At 66.3% G+C, this 15,530-nt stretch carries 14 protein-coding genes and 1 tRNA gene; 8 read left to right on the top strand and 7 right to left on the bottom strand.

The features are described from left to right. Positions 1–58: 58 nt before the first annotated feature. The 3 genes from urtC to urtA all read right to left on the bottom strand — a co-directional run bounded on the left by urtC (position 59) and on the right by urtA (position 4,270). Positions 59–1,192 carry an urea ABC transporter permease subunit UrtC gene (urtC, locus tag V5F74_RS14590; RefSeq protein ID WP_394008775.1) on the bottom strand — a complete coding sequence of 378 codons (1,134 nt, stop codon included), beginning with the start codon at positions 1,190–1,192 and terminating at the stop codon, positions 59–61. After that, positions 1,189–2,847 (bottom strand): urea ABC transporter permease subunit UrtB, encoded by a 1,659-nt coding sequence (urtB, locus tag V5F74_RS14585; protein WP_250165824.1) that lies wholly within the window; start codon positions 2,845–2,847, stop codon positions 1,189–1,191. Before urtB ends, urtC begins: the two co-directional genes overlap by 4 nt. 187 nt (positions 2,848–3,034) lie before the next feature. Continuing rightward, positions 3,035–4,270: an urea ABC transporter substrate-binding protein gene (gene urtA, locus V5F74_RS14580; protein ID WP_374251838.1), complete on the bottom strand. Its 1,236-nt coding sequence runs from the start codon at positions 4,268–4,270 to the stop codon at positions 3,035–3,037. 645 nt (positions 4,271–4,915) lie between these two features. On the opposite strand from urtA, the gene V5F74_RS14575 reads away from it, so the two are divergent. Together V5F74_RS14575 and mgtE are read left to right on the top strand one after the other, a co-directional pair. After that, positions 4,916–5,527, top strand: coding sequence for a carbonic anhydrase (locus V5F74_RS14575; protein WP_374251762.1), 612 nt, complete (start codon positions 4,916–4,918; stop codon positions 5,525–5,527). A gap of 202 nt (positions 5,528–5,729) precedes the next feature. Next, positions 5,730–7,070, top strand: coding sequence for a magnesium transporter (gene mgtE, locus V5F74_RS14570; protein WP_029558589.1), 1,341 nt, complete (start codon positions 5,730–5,732; stop codon positions 7,068–7,070). Positions 7,071–7,074: 4 nt separating this feature from the next. Here the strand turns inward: mgtE and V5F74_RS14565 are convergent, their stop codons facing one another. Continuing rightward, positions 7,075–7,335 (bottom strand): hypothetical protein, encoded by a 261-nt coding sequence (locus V5F74_RS14565; protein ID WP_394008772.1) that lies wholly within the window; start codon positions 7,333–7,335, stop codon positions 7,075–7,077. A gap of 155 nt (positions 7,336–7,490) precedes the next feature. On the opposite strand from V5F74_RS14565, the gene V5F74_RS14560 reads away from it, so the two are divergent. Both V5F74_RS14560 and V5F74_RS14555 read left to right on the top strand, forming a co-directional pair. Then, positions 7,491–8,870 carry an HdeD family acid-resistance protein gene (locus tag V5F74_RS14560; RefSeq protein WP_394008770.1) on the top strand — a complete coding sequence of 460 codons (1,380 nt, stop codon included), beginning with the start codon at positions 7,491–7,493 and terminating at the stop codon, positions 8,868–8,870. Further along, a complete protein-coding gene (locus V5F74_RS14555) occupies positions 8,867–10,039 on the top strand; it encodes an MFS transporter (RefSeq protein ID WP_394008768.1) in 1,173 nt (390 codons plus the stop codon). The genes V5F74_RS14560 and V5F74_RS14555 overlap by 4 nt, the downstream gene beginning before the upstream one ends. A gap of 12 nt (positions 10,040–10,051) precedes the next feature. Here V5F74_RS14555 and V5F74_RS14550 read toward each other — a convergent pair whose 3' ends face one another. Next, complete coding sequence (locus V5F74_RS14550; RefSeq protein ID WP_197023032.1) at positions 10,052–10,714, bottom strand: DUF1796 family putative cysteine peptidase; 663 nt, start codon at positions 10,712–10,714, stop codon at positions 10,052–10,054. A gap of 210 nt (positions 10,715–10,924) precedes the next feature. Beyond that, positions 10,925–11,001: transfer RNA gene (locus tag V5F74_RS14545), tRNA-Pro, on the bottom strand. 166 nt (positions 11,002–11,167) lie between these two features. Here V5F74_RS14545 and fabI point away from each other — a divergent pair. The 4 genes from fabI to V5F74_RS14525 all read left to right on the top strand — a co-directional run bounded on the left by fabI (position 11,168) and on the right by V5F74_RS14525 (position 14,057). Further along, positions 11,168–11,995: an enoyl-ACP reductase FabI gene (gene fabI, locus V5F74_RS14540; RefSeq protein ID WP_024278954.1), complete on the top strand. Its 828-nt coding sequence runs from the start codon at positions 11,168–11,170 to the stop codon at positions 11,993–11,995. Between the two features lie 31 nt (positions 11,996–12,026). Continuing rightward, positions 12,027–12,539 carry a hypothetical protein gene (locus V5F74_RS14535; RefSeq protein WP_250165819.1) on the top strand — a complete coding sequence of 171 codons (513 nt, stop codon included), beginning with the start codon at positions 12,027–12,029 and terminating at the stop codon, positions 12,537–12,539. Between the two features lie 35 nt (positions 12,540–12,574). Further along, positions 12,575–13,162, top strand: a complete 588-nt coding sequence (locus V5F74_RS14530; RefSeq protein WP_394008765.1) for a histidine phosphatase family protein — start codon at positions 12,575–12,577, stop codon at positions 13,160–13,162. 142 nt (positions 13,163–13,304) lie between these two features. Further along, the gene (locus V5F74_RS14525) at positions 13,305–14,057 is read left to right on the top strand and encodes a hypothetical protein (protein WP_024278951.1); all 753 of its coding nucleotides are present in this window, start codon (positions 13,305–13,307) and stop codon (positions 14,055–14,057) included. Between the two features lie 33 nt (positions 14,058–14,090). Here the strand turns inward: V5F74_RS14525 and V5F74_RS14520 are convergent, their stop codons facing one another. Then, entirely contained in the window at positions 14,091–15,419 is a 1,329-nt protein-coding gene (locus V5F74_RS14520) for a hemolysin family protein (RefSeq protein WP_394008763.1), read from the bottom strand. Between the last annotated feature and the right edge of the window lie 111 nt (positions 15,420–15,530).

Raw genomic sequence — 15,530 nt, 5'->3', positions numbered from 1 at the left:
GCGCCCTGCGACTTGACGGCATAGGGGTCGGCAGAGGGAGTCAGCATGCTCATGGGGCTCACTCCGCCGGGGTCGCGCTGGGGGTGGGGGCCGAGGACGGCCGGCGGGCCTTCCACTTCTCGGAGAGGCTGGCCGCGAGGCCAAGCACGCCCTTGGGCAGGAAAAGCGTCACCAGCACGAACAGCGCGCCGAGCGCGAACAGCCAGGCTTCGGGCAGCACGCCGGTGAACCAGGTCTTGCCCGCATTGACGATGAGTGCGCCGAGCGCGGCACCGACCAGCGTGCCGCGCCCGCCCACCGCCACCCAGATCACCATCTCGATGGACTGGGCGGGGGCGAATTCGGACGGATTGATGATGCCCACCTGCGGCACGTAGAGCGCCCCGGCGACACCGGCCAGCATGGCCGAGAGCACCCAGGCGACGAGCTTGTAGTTCTCCACCCGGTAGCCGAGGAACCTTGTGCGGCTCTCCGCGTCGCGCACCGCCACCAGCACCTTGCCGTACTTGGAGGTGACGAGCGCCCGGCAGAGCAGATAGCCCGCCGCCAGCGCCACGGCGGAGAGGAAGAACAGCGTCAGGCGCGTCGAGGGCGCGGAGATGGGGAAGCCCAGGATGTCCTTGAAATCGGTGAGGCCGTTGTTGCCGCCGAAGCCCATGTCGTTGCGGAAGAAGGCGAGCATCAGCGCGAAGGTCATCGCCTGCGTGATGATGGAGAGATAGACGCCGGTGACGCGCGAGCGGAAGGCGAACCAGCCGAACACGAAGGCCAGCGCCCCCGGCACCACAAGCACCATCAGCATGGCGAACGGAAAGATGTTGAAGCCTTCCCAGAACCAGGGCAGCTCCTTGTAGTTCAGGAACACCATGAAATCGGGCAGCACCGGATTGCCGTAGACGCCGCGCGATCCGATCTGGCGCATCAGATACATGCCCATGGCATAGCCGCCGAGGGCGAAGAAGGCGCCGTGGCCGAGCGAGAGCACGCCGCAATAGCCCCACACCAGATCCACCGCCACGGCGAGCAGCGCGTAGCACAGATACTTGCCGAGCAGCGGGATCATGTAGTCCGGCACGTGCAGGGGATTGCCGGCGGGGAGCAGCAGGTTGGAGGCGGGGATGAGCACGCCCGCCGCCAGCACCACGATGAGGAAGATGCCGCCGGTGCGGTCGATGATGCGGGTGCGGTTCATGATTCCACCGCCCGGCCCTTGAGCGCGAAGAGGCCGCGCGGGCGCTTCTGGATGAACAGGATGATGAAGACGAGCAGCAGGATCTTGCCCAGCACCGCGCCGGCGAACGGCTCCAGCAGCTTGTTGGCGACGCCCAGCGTGAAGGCACCCACCAGAGTGCCCCAGAGGTTCCCGACCCCGCCGAACACCACCACCATGAAGCTGTCGATGATGTAGCCCTGGCCGAGGTTGGGGCTCACATTGTCGATCTGCGAGAGCGCCACACCCGCGATGCCGGCGATGCCCGAGCCGAGGCCGAAGGTCAGCGCATCGATGCGGCCGGTGCGGATGCCCATGGCGGCGGCCATGCGCCGGTTCTGCGTCACTGCCCGAACGTAAAGGCCGAGCGGCGTTCGCCGCAGCACCAGCAGCAGGGTGAAGAACACGATCAGCGCGAAGCAGATGATCCAGAGCCGGTTGTAGGTGATGGACAATTGCCCGATCTGGAACGCGCCGGACATCCACGAAGGCGCGCCCACCTCCTGGTTGGTCGGGCCGAACACGGACCGCACCGCCTGCTGCAGGATGAGCGAGACACCCCAGGTGGCGAGCAGGGTTTCAAGCGGCCGGCCATAGAGGAAGCGGATCACCGTGCGCTCGATCAGGATGCCCACCAGAGCGGTGAACAGGAAGGCCAGCGGCAGGGCGATGGTGAGCGACCAGTCGAACAGATAGGGCGCCTTCTGGCGGATCAGCTCCTGCACCACGAAGGTGGTGTAAGCGCCGAGCATTACCATCTCGCCATGGGCCATGTTGATGACACCCATGACGCCGAAGGTGATGGCGAGGCCGATGGCCGCCAGCAGCAGCACCGAGCCGAGCGAGAGGCCGTACCAGACATTCTGCACCACGGCCCAGAACTTGAGGCTTTCCTCGGCCTTGGTGATGCCGGCCTCGGCGGCTGCCTTGAGGGCCGGAGACGAATTCGCCGGCAGGCTGCGCAGCAGGCTGATGGAGTCCTGATCGCCACGCGCCGCGATAAGCTGGATGGCGGCGCGGCGATCCGGCTCCGGCGCGTCGGCCTTGCCGATGAGGATGGCGGCGCGGGCCTGCGCCAGCGCGGCCTTCACCGCCGGCACGGTTTCCTTGGCGATGGCCGCCTCGACCGTGGGCAGCGCCGCAGCATCGCGGGACTTGAACACGGCGGCGGCGGCATCGAGCCGTTTCGCCGGATCAGCATTGAGCAGCGTGAGCGCCCCGGCCGCGGCATCGAGCGCGCGGCGGACGCGGTTGTTGGCCCGCACCGGCGAGAGAGTGGCCGGCGCGCTGCCGACGATGGCGCCCGAGGCCGGATCGACCATGCCGCTGGGGGTGCGGATGAAGACGGCCTTGCTCGCCGGATCATAAAGCAGGTTGCCGGCGGCCAGCGCCTCGACCACGGCGGCCGCCTGCGGGCTGCCCGAGGTGGCGAGCGCGGCGATCGCATCAGAGGTGTCGGAATAGCTGTCGTTGCCGAACTTGGCGATGATGCCGGAAATGTCCGGCTGGCTCTGCGCGCGGGCGGGGATCGAAGCCACAAGCCCGGCCAGCAGCACGGCAAGAAGGGAAAGAAGCAGGGTCCGCAGCGTGCTGGGCGAGGTTTTCGCCTGCGGTACGGAAGGGGGCAGCCGCATCATTCAGGTCATCCGCTCCGGCACGGCCGGACAAGCCGGCGGCCCTTATCGGGAGTGCAGCAGGGCTCCCCCTCCCCTTGCGGGGAGAGGGAGAGGCGCCCCGAGGGACGGTACGAGAGGTCGAGATGAAAACCGTGAAGAGCCTTGGGAAGGCCGCGGGGATCGATGATCCCCGCGCAATGGCAGCCGCTTACTTCGCTGCGGCGCCCAGGCACTTGTTCGTGGTGGTGTCGTAGTTGCCGCAATTGTACTTGACCCAGTCGGCGACGAGGTTCTTCGAGCCGTCCAGATACTTGGACCAGGCTTCGCCGGGGATCAGGTCCTTGGTCTTCCACACCACGTCGAACTGGCCGTTGTCCTTGATCTCGCCGATGAAGACCGGCTTGGTGATGTGGTGGTTCGGCAGCATCTCGGAGGTACCGCCCGTGAGGTTGGCCTGCTTGATGCCGGGCAGCGCCGCGATCACCTTGTCCGGATCGGTCGTGCCGGCCTTCTCCACCGCCTTCACCCACATGTTGAAGCCGATGTAGTGGGCTTCCATCGGGTCGTTGGTGACGCGCTTCGGGTTCTTGGTGAAGGCGTGCCACTTCTCGATGAACGCCTTGTTCTCGGGCGTGTCGATGGACATGAAGTAGTTCCAGGCCGCGAGGTGGCCGAGGAGCGGCTTGGTGTCGATGCCGGCGAGCTCTTCCTCGCCCACCGAGAAGGCCACGACCGGGATGTCGGTCGCCTTGATGCCCTGGTTGGCCAGTTCCTTGTAGAAGGGCACGTTGGCGTCACCATTGATGGTGGACACCACGGCGGTCTTCTTGCCCGCAGAGCCGAACTTCTTGATGTCGGAGACGATGGTCTGCCAGTCGGAATGTCCGAACGGCGTGTAGTTGATCATGATGTCCTCGGCCTTCACGCCGCGGGACTTCAGATAGGCTTCGAGGATCTTGTTGGTGGTGCGGGGATAGACATAGTCGGTGCCCGCGAGCACCCAGCGCTCCACCTTCTCCTCGTTGGCGAGGTAGTCCACCGCCGGGATGGCCTGCTGGTTCGGCGCGGCGCCGGTGTAGAACACGTTGCGCTCGCTCTCCTCACCCTCGTACTGGACGGGGTAGAAGAGGATGTTGTTCAGCTCCTTGAACACCGGGAGCACGGACTTGCGGGACACCGAGGTCCAGCAGCCAAACACGGCCGCGACCTTGTCCTTGGTGATCAGCTCGCGGGCCTTCTCGGCGAACAGCGGCCAGTTGGAGGCCGGGTCCACCACCACCGCCTCGAGCTTCTTGCCGAGGAGGCCGCCCTTCTTGTTCTGCTCTTCGATGAGCATGAGCATCACGTCCTTCAGCGTGGTCTCGCTGATGGCCATGGTGCCCGACAGTGAATGCAGGATGCCGACCTTGATGGTGTCCTCGGCCCGTGCCGCGCCCACACCCATCGTGCCCGCGACGACGGCGGCTGCGGCAAGCGCTCCGAATCCCCTCCTGGTCGTCCGTCCCAGCAAACCGAGCATGCGCTCTCTCCCCTATTCCGACGGCCCGAGCGGGCCGACCAGTGGAGAGTGAGCAAGGCGCGTGCCAAGGCAGGCGGCGCCAGACAGGCAGGCGCCACGCAATACCTCGCTCCAGTCCGGCCTCTGCCCACGAGAGCGCGGCTGGAGTGAATGCCCATCGATTGGGCAGGAGAGCGAATTGCAAATGGCTAAATTTGCATCAGCAACGGCACGCGATGCATGCAAGGGCTCGAAAGGGTAATTTGGTACTTCAGTACGCGCCCCCGCGCCCGGCCGCAACGAGACTCCCTTCGGAAGCCATCTGCGCAGCGATTAATCAGCGGGCTGGGCGCAACAATCGCCACGCCCAGCTCCAGCCTCAGAGGAAGTTGAAGAGGTACAGGAGGACGATAACCGAGATCGGAACACCCATGATCCAAAGTAGAATTCCGCGCATGTCCTTGGCTCCACACGTTTTCAAGGCGTCGCGATGAGAACGTGGCAAGGCGAACTCCGGTTCCGCGCGGCATGCTCTTGACTTGTCAGGCGCGCTCAGACTTCCGTGGCCGCGTAACTGAAGGGAGCGATCGCGTGGACGAACTGATCTCCGGCTACCAACGGTTTCGCGAAACGGCATGGCCCGAGCGCAAGCAGCTGTTCGAGCGGCTGGCGGCGCGCGGCCAGAAGCCGGAAACGCTTGTCATCGCCTGCTCGGACAGCCGCGTCGATCCGCAGATGATATTCGACGCCGGCCCGGGCGAGATGTTCGTCGTGCGCAACGTCGCCAACCTCGTCCCGCCGTTCATGCCCGACGCCAATTATCATGGTACTTCGGCGGCCATCGAGTTCGCGGTGCGGGTGCTGAAGGTGAAGCAGGTGGTGGTGCTCGGCCACGCCCAGTGCGGCGGCATCCACGCCCTGCTCGACGGCGCCCCTCCCGGCGCAGAGGATTTCGTCGCCGACTGGATGAAGATCGCCGAGCCGGCACGGCTCATGGCCGAAGACGCCAGGCTTCCGCCGGACGAGCGCCAGCGCTTCTGCGAGCAATGCTGCGTCAAGCTCTCCCTCGCCAACCTCGCCGGCTTCCCCTGGGTCGCCGAGCGGGTTGCGGAAGGCGACCTCAAGCTGCATGGCGCCTATTTCGGCGTGGCGACGGGGCGCCTCGAGCTTCTCGGCGACGACGGCACCTTCGCCCCCACTTGAGGCGGCCTTCGCGCCGGCGAGGCAAGTGTCTTAGCAGGTGACGTAAAGGCGTGCCGAAAGGGCAACGTGGCCGGTTGTCCCGGCCGCGTTTCATCCCCTTGTATCAAATGGCGATTATCCGATATGGGTCGGCTCGACCGGCACCTTGCTTCTGACAGTGCCGATCCAGCTTGCACATCCCCTCGAACCGGGACACACCCATATGACCGACGCGGCTATCGCATCGCGGCTCGGGCACGAGCACGTCGCTGACATCGTCGAATTCCTGAATGGCAAGACCGCCGAGGAAGCGACCGGCGTGGTTTCGCATATGCCGCTAAAATGGGCGGTGGAGGTGCTGGACCAGCCGCAGTTTCACGATGCCTGCGAGGTCATCGAGGCGCTGCCGCAGGAGAAGGCAGTCGGCATTCTCGAAGGGATGTCCGCTGACCGCGCCGCCGATGTGCTGCGCTGGATCGAGGAGCCGGCCAAGGGGCGCCTTCGGGACGCACTCAGCCCCGAGGCGCAGGTGGCCATCGACCACCTGCTCACCTATCCCGAGGGCACGGCCGGCGCGCTGATGACCACAGAGTTCGTCTCGGTGCCGTCCAACTGGACCGTGCAGCAGACCCTCGACCATATCCGCGAGGTGGAGCGCAGCCGCGAGACCGTCTACGCCATCTACGTGCTCTCCCCCGGCACCCGGCGGCTGGTGAACACGGTGTCGCTGCGTCGGCTGATCTCGGGCAATCCCGGCGATTCGATCCTGTCGGTCGCAAACCCCTACACCCCGATCACCGTGCCGCCGAACCTGCCGCAGGAGGAGGTGGCGCGCACCATCTCCAAGTACGACTTCCTCGCCGTGCCCGTGGTGGACACGACCGGCCATGTCCTCGGCATCGTGACCGTCGACGACGTGATCGACGCCATGATCGAGGAGCAGACCGAGGACGTCCAGCGCATGGGCGGCATGGAGGCCATCGACGAGCCCTATCTCGAAATCTCCTTCAAGGAGATGATCAAGAAGCGCGCGGGCTGGCTGTGCATCCTGTTCATCTCCGAGATGTTCACGGCGAGCGCGATGCAGTTCTTCTCCGATGAACTGGAGAAGGCCATCGTGCTGGCCCTGTTCATCCCGCTGGTGATGAGCTCGGGCGGCAATTCGGGCTCGCAGGCCACCTCCCTCATCATCCGTGCCCTTGCCCTGCATCAGGTGCGGCTGCGCGACTGGTGGCGCGTCGCCCTGCGCGAACTGCCGACGGGCATCACGCTCGGCACCATCCTCGGTGTGATCGGCATCATCCGCATCGTCGTTTGGCAGCAGACCGGGCTGTTCGACTACGGCGAGTACTGGAAGCTCCTGGCCGTCACCATCGGCGCCGCGCTGATCGGCATCGTCACCTTCGGCTCGCTGGCGGGATCGCTGATGCCGTTCCTGCTGAAGCGCCTCGGCTTCGACCCCGCCTCCGCTTCCGCGCCCTTCATCGCGACGCTGGTCGATGTGACCGGCATCGTGATCTATTTCTCCGTGGCTTGGCTGTTCCTCCACGGCACCATCCTGTGATGCCTCAGGACTGCCGGACGAAACGCATCAGCGCGACGTAGCCGTCCTCTTCCGCTTCTTCCGATTCCTCCGCTTCCGCCGGCGTCTCAGCGTCGCTGGCGGCGGCGGCGAGGTCCGATGCCGTCACCTCGAACCCGCGAGAGGCGAGGAAGCGCACCGCATCGTCGGTGGAGGAGAAGCCCTCCACCGCCTCGGCGAGGACGGCGCTGAGGCCCGTGTTGCCCGACGCATCGGACTTCAGTCGATCCATGTCGGCGTTCGTCATTGAAATACCTCTCGATGGTTTTGCGTCCTTAAGCGGAACACGAGACCCACCGCGAAGTTCCGAAAGCCTTCCCGCGACCGGCGCGGACGACTTGCGTTCTTGATCCCTTTACCGTCATCCTGCGGCGGTTTCCGCTGAGTGATCCCCGCCTCGCCATGGTTAAGCTTGCCTTCCTGCTTGTGGGAGCCCGTGCATTGCGCGACCGCTGGTGGGTGCTCACCTTGGTCGCGGCCGCGCTGTTCCTTATCGCCTCCCTGATCCTGATCGACGCCATGGACGGCACCATGTCGGTCGCGACTCAGGTGTTCGGGGGCGTCTTCGTGTTCGAGGGCCTGCTGGGACTCCTGACGGCCTTCGCCTTCTCGGGCACGCGCAGCCGGCTGCTGGCGCTCGGCCGCGCGGCCGCGCTTGTGTTCCTGGGGACCTTCATCCTCGATTACCCCTCCCATAACGGAATGGCGTTGTCCCTTCTGTTCGGCACCGCCTTTCTCGTGGACGGAGCGGCCCGCATCGCCACTGCGGCGGTTGTGCGCTTCCGCCTCTGGCGTGCGACCGTAGCGGTGGGGGTGGTCGAACTGCTCCTGGCGCTGTTCATCGGCAGCCACTGGCCCCTGGCGCACGAACTCAAGGTGCCGCTCGCGGTGGCCGTGCTCCTGCTGATGTCCGGCTGGATCATGCTCAGGGCGAGCCTGATGCTGCGTGCGCTCCTCGCCGAAGTGGCCATACTGAGCCTGCCCATCTATGGCGGCCGGGACTGGTACGACAACGCGCCGGTGATCGCGGACGACACCGCACCGCTACCCCCTTGGGAGGGGCCGATGATCGTTCACGTCTGGACGCCCACAGGCTCGGCGGACGTGAGGAACCATCATCCAGTGATCGATCGCTACATCGCGGCTGTCGATCGCAGCGGTGCCATATCAACCGGCCACGCCTCCCTTGAGCTCAAGCCCGATCTCTACATCAGCCACTATCCAGCGGAAGAGATTGAGCACCCGCCGGCGGAGTTTGCCCGCCTTCTGCGCGCAACGTCGGAGAATGACGTGAAGGGCCGCTTCCAGCCCTCCTACGCCTACGAATGCGCCAACTGGTGCGAGGCCGACCAGAAGGTGGAATTCACCCGCTTCGATGCGCGGCGCCTCATGGCCTTCTGGGCCGGCTACCGACAGGTGGACACCTACAATCTCACCGATCGCAATTGCTCGGTCGTGGTGGCCGCAGCACTCGATTCGGCGCTGGAGGGAAGCCTTGCCACACGGATGCCCTGGCTGCGGGTGGCGACCCTCATGTTCAATCCGGACGTCTGGGCCGCCGCCTACATCCGCTCGCGGGCAGAGGCCATGAGTTGGACGCCTGGCCTGGTGCTCGACTATGCCCTCACCATGAAGCGCATCGTCGAGCCGGCGCCGCCGCCCTTCGCCGACCGGCTTAAGGACTTCCTACGCCGCGTTACTGGGGCGCGCACCGGCTCCACCCGTCCCGTTCGCCAAAGCACCAAGGACGCCTCTGAGCCGGCGGAGCCTGTGCATCCGTGAGCCACGACAGCATCGAGCCGGCGATCGCCGCCCTCCCCGAGGCCTCGACCCTCGTGGCCCGTGGCGCGGTGATCGCGACGGCCATGGTCTTCGGCCTCACCTATTCCCTGACCGCCCCGCTCATCGCGTTCGATCTGGCCGCCCGCGGCCTCAGTGAAACCGTGATCGGTGCCAATGCCGCCATGCACGCCGTCGGGGTGCTGGCGACGGCGGTCATCCTGCCGCGGATGGTGGCCCTGCTCGGCCCCCGCCGGCTGATTCTCCTCGCCATCGCTGTCTCGGCGCTGGCGCTCGCCGCCTTCCCGATCATGCCCGCCATCTGGCTCTGGTTCGTGCTCCGCCTGTTCCTCGGCATGGCGGCGGAGGCGCTGTTCGTCACCTCCGAGACCTGGATCAACGCGCTCTCGACCGAGAACACCCGCGCCCGCTCCATGGCGGCCTACACCGCCGCCATGTCGGTCGGCCTCGCCCTCGGACCGATGATTCTCTCCCTGGTCGGCACCGAGGGGGCCTTGCCCTATCTGCTGGGTGCCGGCGTGGCCTTGGTCGCGGCGCTGTTCGTGGCGTCGCCCAGGGTGATCGCGCCGCATTTCGACGAGCCGACCATCAGCAATCCGCTGCGCTTCGTGCGACTCGCGCCGCTGGCCCTGTCGGCGACCATGCTGAATGCCACCATCGAGACTGCCGGCCTCTCCTTCCTTGCGCTTTATGCGGTGGGGCTCGGCTGGGCGGAGGAGCATGCGACACGGCTGATGTCGGTGATGATGATCGGCGCCATCCTGCTGCAACTGCCTATCGGCTGGCTCGGCGACATCATGGACCGCCGCAGGCTGGTGATCCTGCTCGCGGTCATCTCGGCGGTCGGAGCGGCGATCTGGCCGCTGGCGCTCGGCAACGTGGTGGCGACCTGTGCCCTGCTGTTCGTCTGGGGCGGCGCCTTCGTCGGCATCTACACCATCATGATCACGCTGGTGGGCAGCCGGTTCAAGGGCGGCGATCTCGTGGGCATCTACGCGGTCTCCGGCCTGTTCTGGGGCCTCGGCGCGCTCGTCGGCCCTCTGGGAGCGGGATTCGCCATGCAGATCCACCCGCATGGCCTGGCCCTGTTCGCCGCCCTCTCCTGCACCCTCTTTGCCCTCGCCGCCTGGCGACTGCGCGGGAGCGCGTGACGGGCAAGCGAATCAGGGAGCGGGCTCTCCAGGCGGCACCAGCGTCTCCTTCAGATCGTCGAATCGGAACGCATCGCCTCCCCGACAGGAAATGCGCATGGACCGAAATGTGCGATCCCACCCGCGGGGAGAGCCGACATCGGTGCAGTCCTTCAGGCGAGGAACGGTTGCGGTCAGCAGCCACGGGCGGGGGCGCACCGGCGCATAGTCGAGCAGCAGCAGCCGGGGATCGGCGGCCATGGTGCACAGCTTCGCGTGGAGGCTATCGATCGCCACCTCCAGCGCCTCTTCCCTGGGATCGTGCTCCGGGAGGCACTGCCGGACGAACAGAGTGATTCCCTGCGCGCAATCCCCCAGGAACCGCGCCTGAAGGGCCTGGTATTTCGGGATCAGGCGCCGCGCCATCTCCGCCTCTTCGAGGGCGAGAAAATCCTCTCCCGCGGGGAATTCGTGGAGGTGGATGGTGCCCGAGAGGTGGGAATACAGCGCGGGGTGGCCACCGTAATCCGGCACCTTCATGAGCTGCGCTGCCTCGAACACAGCCGGCGCTCCGGCGTCGAGCACCTTCATCACGCTGCCGAGCGGCGTCACCCACCAATCGAACGGATAGGCCCGCTCGGACCGCGAGAGGCGGCGCACCTGATAGGCCACTTCGCAAAGCGCGCCGAGACTCACGATTCGGTCCGGAGCGAGCGCGGGAGTGCGGCGGAGAAGGCGGGACAACATGGCACCCGTCTACCATGAGACGGTAAAAGATGCCCTACGCAACCTCACGCAGCAGAAAGAATCCACGAGACGTGACGCGTGCTTCGGCGCGCCCGGGGGCGGCGAACAATCATCGAGATGATGGGGGGACAGGGTCTCCGGCCTGGCCGGATTTTCATCTGGTCGGAGTGGCAGGATTTGAACCTGCGACCCCCACGTCCCGAACGTGGTGCGCTACCAGACTGCGCTACACTCCGATCCAGAGGCGCCGCATCTAGCATCCGCTCTCGGGCGATGCAAGGGGGGCGACGCGCCAGCTTCGCTTGAACGGTGGATGGCCCCATGCCATAGGAAGCGCGCCCATGGTGCGTCCACTGGCCGGCATCATGGGTTTCAATAGCTTGAGCATGTGGAGTGGGGTCTATGGCGACGGACGGTTTCGCGAGCGGTCTTCTGAAGGGCAAGCGCGGGCTGATTCTCGGTGTCGCCAACAACCGATCCATCGCCTATGGAATCGCCAAGTCCGCGCGGGCCCATGGCGCCGAGCTCGCCCTCACCTATCAGGGCGAGGCGCTGAGGAAGCGGGTGGAGCCGCTGGCGGCGGAACTGGGCGGTCATCTGGTCGGCCACTGCGACGTCACCGAGCCCGAGACGCTGGATGCCGTCTTCGCCGAGACCGAGCGCCTGTTCGGCACCCTCGATTTCGTCATCCATTGCATCGCCTTCTCCAACAAGGACGAGCTGGACGGCCGCTATGTGGAAACCACGGCGGACAATTTCACCAAGACCATGCTCATCTCCTGCTACTCCTTCACCGCCGTCGCGCAGCGGGCGGAGAAGCTGATGACCAATGGCGGCTCCCTCATCACGCTGACCTATTACGGTGCGGAAAAGTGGATGCCCCACTACAACGTCATGGGCGTGGCCAAGGCGGCGCTGGAGGCCAGCGTGCGGTATCTGGCCGCTGACCTCGGCCCCAAGGCGATCCGCGTGAACGCCATCTCCGCCGGCCCCATCAAGACGCTGGCCGCCTCGGGCATCGGGGACTTCCGCTACATCCTGAAGTGGAACGAGCTGAACTCGCCGCTGCGCCGCACCGTCACCACCGACGAGGTTGGCGATGCGGGCGTCTATCTCCTCTCCGATTTGTCGCGGGGTGTGACCGGCGAGGTGCATCATGTGGATGCTGGGTACCATATTGTGGGCATGAAGCATCCTGACGCGCCGGACCTCGCCCTCGTCCGCGATTGAACACGGCGCGCGCCCACAAAGGAGACCAACCATGACGGCGCTTGATTCCCGGGCCTCCCGTTTCGCCCTCGCCGTTGCCGTCTCCGCGGGACTGCTCGTGTCTGCCGGTGCGGCTCTGGCGCAGAGCCCGCCGACCTTCGAGCAGTATCCGTTCCGCGACCGCGTGTTCGGCCCGGGCGGCGCGATCTTCCCGGACTATGTGACGCCCTACGAGAGCGGCGTCAGCTTCATGATCGGGGGCGGCGGCAGCCGCAGCGCGCTCTTCGCCGCCGGCACCTCCGACTACAATTGCCAGCAGACGCAGATTCCGACCATCCAGGTCCTCTCCGCCCCGCCCGGCGGCAAGGTCGGCATCCAGTATGGCCGTTTCGTCGCCACGGGAATCGATGGCGGGCGCACCACCAAGTGCATCGGCCAGCCGGCCAAGGGGCTCATCGTGAGCTACAAGGGCAAGGCGGCGCCGGGCTCGACCATCAAGCTGCGTGTGACCTACCCGCCGCGCGGCGAGTGGTACGACCACGTAATCACGATTCCGCCGCGGTGAGCGACGCCGCGCCCGACGGGGCGGGCCGGAGAGAGATGACGACGCGACGCTTTTTCCTCGTCCGCCATGGCGAGACCGACTGGAATGTGGTGGGCCGGCTCCAGGGGCGCCGCGACGTGCCGCTGAACACGCTCGGCCGCATCCAGGCGGGCCAGGTCGGACGCGTGCTCGCTCAGCTGGCGGGAGATACGCGTGCCTTGGCCTATGTCTCCAGCCCCCTGTCGCGGGCCGTAGAGACCATGCGCATCCTGCGCACCGGCCTCGATCTGCCTGTCAGCGATTTCAAGACCGACATCCGCTTCGCTGAAATCTCCTTCGGCATATGGGAGGGCCAGACCTGGCCCGAGCTGCGCCGCCGCGACCATGACGCCGTGCGCCGGCGCGATCTCGATCCCTGGAACTTCGCGCCCCCCGGCGGCGAAAGCTATCGCACCCTGTGCGAGCGCGTCGGCGCGGCCTGCGCCGAGATCGAGGATGACGCCGTCATCGTTACCCACGGCGGCGTCATCCGCGCACTGCTGCACGTGAAGGCCGGGATGCCGGAAGCCGAGGCCTCCAATCTGCCCGTGCGGCAGGGGGCGGTCTACGTGGTCGCCCGCGGCGGCTTCGAGGTCGCGGACTGAGCTTCCGCGCTGTCCGTCCACACATTTCCCCTTGGCATTTTTCTTGCTGCGTCAAACCGGTAGGCCCGGCACCCGTGTCGCGAACGCGACGGGCAGGGTCGTTTGTTGACGCCTTTTCACCCGAGCCCCGGGGGGACTTTTCATGACCGACATGGCCGAACTGCAGAAGCGGAAGATGCCGCTCAACCTCGCCATCGTCCATGTGGATCCGGACGCCTTCATCGCCCACTACATGGGCTGGCTGGAAATCACCAAATTCATCACCGCCCTGCGCGCCGGCGATGCGACGGTTCCGGCTGATGGCAAGACCCCCACCCTCAGCCCGGCCGACCTTGCCAACGGCGGCGTGCACAATGTCGCCAACGACGCCATGTTCGCCTTCTGCATGACGGCCGCGCTGAAAGGCGACAAGGCGGCGGTCGACAAGGTGGAGGCCGCCTTCATCGACGCCTGGGGCAAGGAATATCCGGGCAACTTCGCCCTCTGGCACTTCCGCACCAACATCGAGACGCCCATCACGCTCGAGGATTTCGTGGGGCAGGCCGGCAAGAAGATGCTGCTGGGCGACATCCCGCCCCCGCCGCTGCGTTCCAAGGAGAACTGGAGCGCGGGCCTGCGCTTCTTCGAGAAGGCCCGCAAGTCCAACTTCGTCCACGAGATCATGTACCCGCTGGCCCTGTGGCACCGCGCCAAATGGACCGAGACGCTGGAGAAAGGCATCGCCTTCCTCAAGCACATCGAGGATACGGTGCCGGTCCTGCGCGAAACGCTCGAAGAGAAGCGCAACGATCAGCCCTTCATCGCCAACATCCTGCTAAAGAACGCGTTCGGCGTGGATATGGAGCTGACCGAGGAATACGAGGGCTTCCTGCGCTCCCTCGCCCGGCGGGATTAATCGAGAGGCCGAAGGTCCGGCGCGGGCGGGGCCTCAGCCCTGCCCAGCCACTTCCTGCCGGTGCAGCACATGGGGCCGCGACACCAGCAGCTTGTCGATGCGGCGGCCGTCCATGTCGACGATCTCGAACCGCCATCCCAGCGCCGTGAAGACCTCGCCCTCCTCGGGGAGCTCCTTGAGGTGGGAGAGGGCGAAGCCGGCGACCGTGTGGAAGCCCTCGTCGATCGGGAGGGCGACGTCCAGCAGGTCGCGCAGTTCGTCCACCGGCGTGTCGCCGGCCACCAGATAGCTGCCGTCGTGGCGCTCGACCACGTTGCGCTCCACATGCGCATCGCCCGGCTCATGGCTGGCCTCAACCGATCCGGTGATGGCGAGCAGCAGATCGTAGCCTGTCACCACGCCGGCCATGTCGCCGTACTCGTCCACCACGATGGCCATGGGCACCTCGGCGCCGCGCAGCACGCGCATGGCCTCCAAGGCGCCCACGTTTTCCACGATGAACGGCACCGTCTGCACATATTGCCGCGGGTCGGGCCGCTCGCCCTTCAGATAGGCGTCGAGCACGCGCTTGGCCTGGATGACACCGATGGTCTCCTCGGGCGATCCGTCGCAGGCCGGCAGGCGCGAGTGGGGCGTGGTGAGGAGAACGTGGCGCACCTCCTCCGCATCCTTGGAGATGTCCACCCACTCCACGTCCGGCCGGGGCGTCATGATGGCCGTCACCGGGCGGTCGGCGAGGCGCATCACGCCGGAAATCATGCGCCGTTCGGCGGGGTCGATGACGCCCGCCGTCTCGGCCTCGGTGATGATGGCGCGGATTTCCTCGTCGGTGACCGAGCTGGAGCGGCTGCCGCCCCGGCCGAGCAGTGTGAGAACTGCGCGGGTCGAGGCATCGAGCAGCCACACCATGGGCGCCGACACCTTGGAGAGCCCGATCATGAGGGGCGCGAGAATGCACGCCAGAGGCTCCGCATTCTGAAGCGCGAGCCGTTTGGGGATGAGTTCGCCGATCACCAGCGACACATAGGTGATGGCCACCACCACCGCCGTATAGCCCAGCGGGTGCGCGACACCGGTGGGCAGTCCGGCCTCCCGCAGCGTCTCGCCCAGAAGATCGCCGAGGCTGGCGCCGGAGAAGGCGCCGGCCAGGATGCCGATGAGGGTGATTCCGATCTGGACGGTGGAGAGGAAGCGGCCGGGGTCTTCCGCCAGCCGCATGGCCGCCTTGGCCCCCTTGTTCCCGCGATCAGCCAGCGTCTTCAGCCGCGCGGGGCGAGACGAGACGATCGACAATTCCGCTGCTGCGAGAACGGCGTTGATGAGAACGAGGACGAGGACGATCAGGATTTCGAGTAGAGGCATGGCGGGGGTGTGGTGCTCCGTCGGCGCACGTCATAGCACAGGATGCCCTTCCTGTGTGACGCCGGAGCCACAAATGCGCGGTGGGCGGCGCCGACCCTTCCTCGTTCCCTT

It is taken from the genome of Xanthobacter aminoxidans, assembly GCF_043193615.1.
In the GTDB taxonomy this organism is placed as follows: Bacteria; Pseudomonadota; Alphaproteobacteria; order Rhizobiales; family Xanthobacteraceae; genus Xanthobacter; species Xanthobacter aminoxidans.
This window is presented reverse-complemented; position numbering and strand designations above follow the sequence as displayed.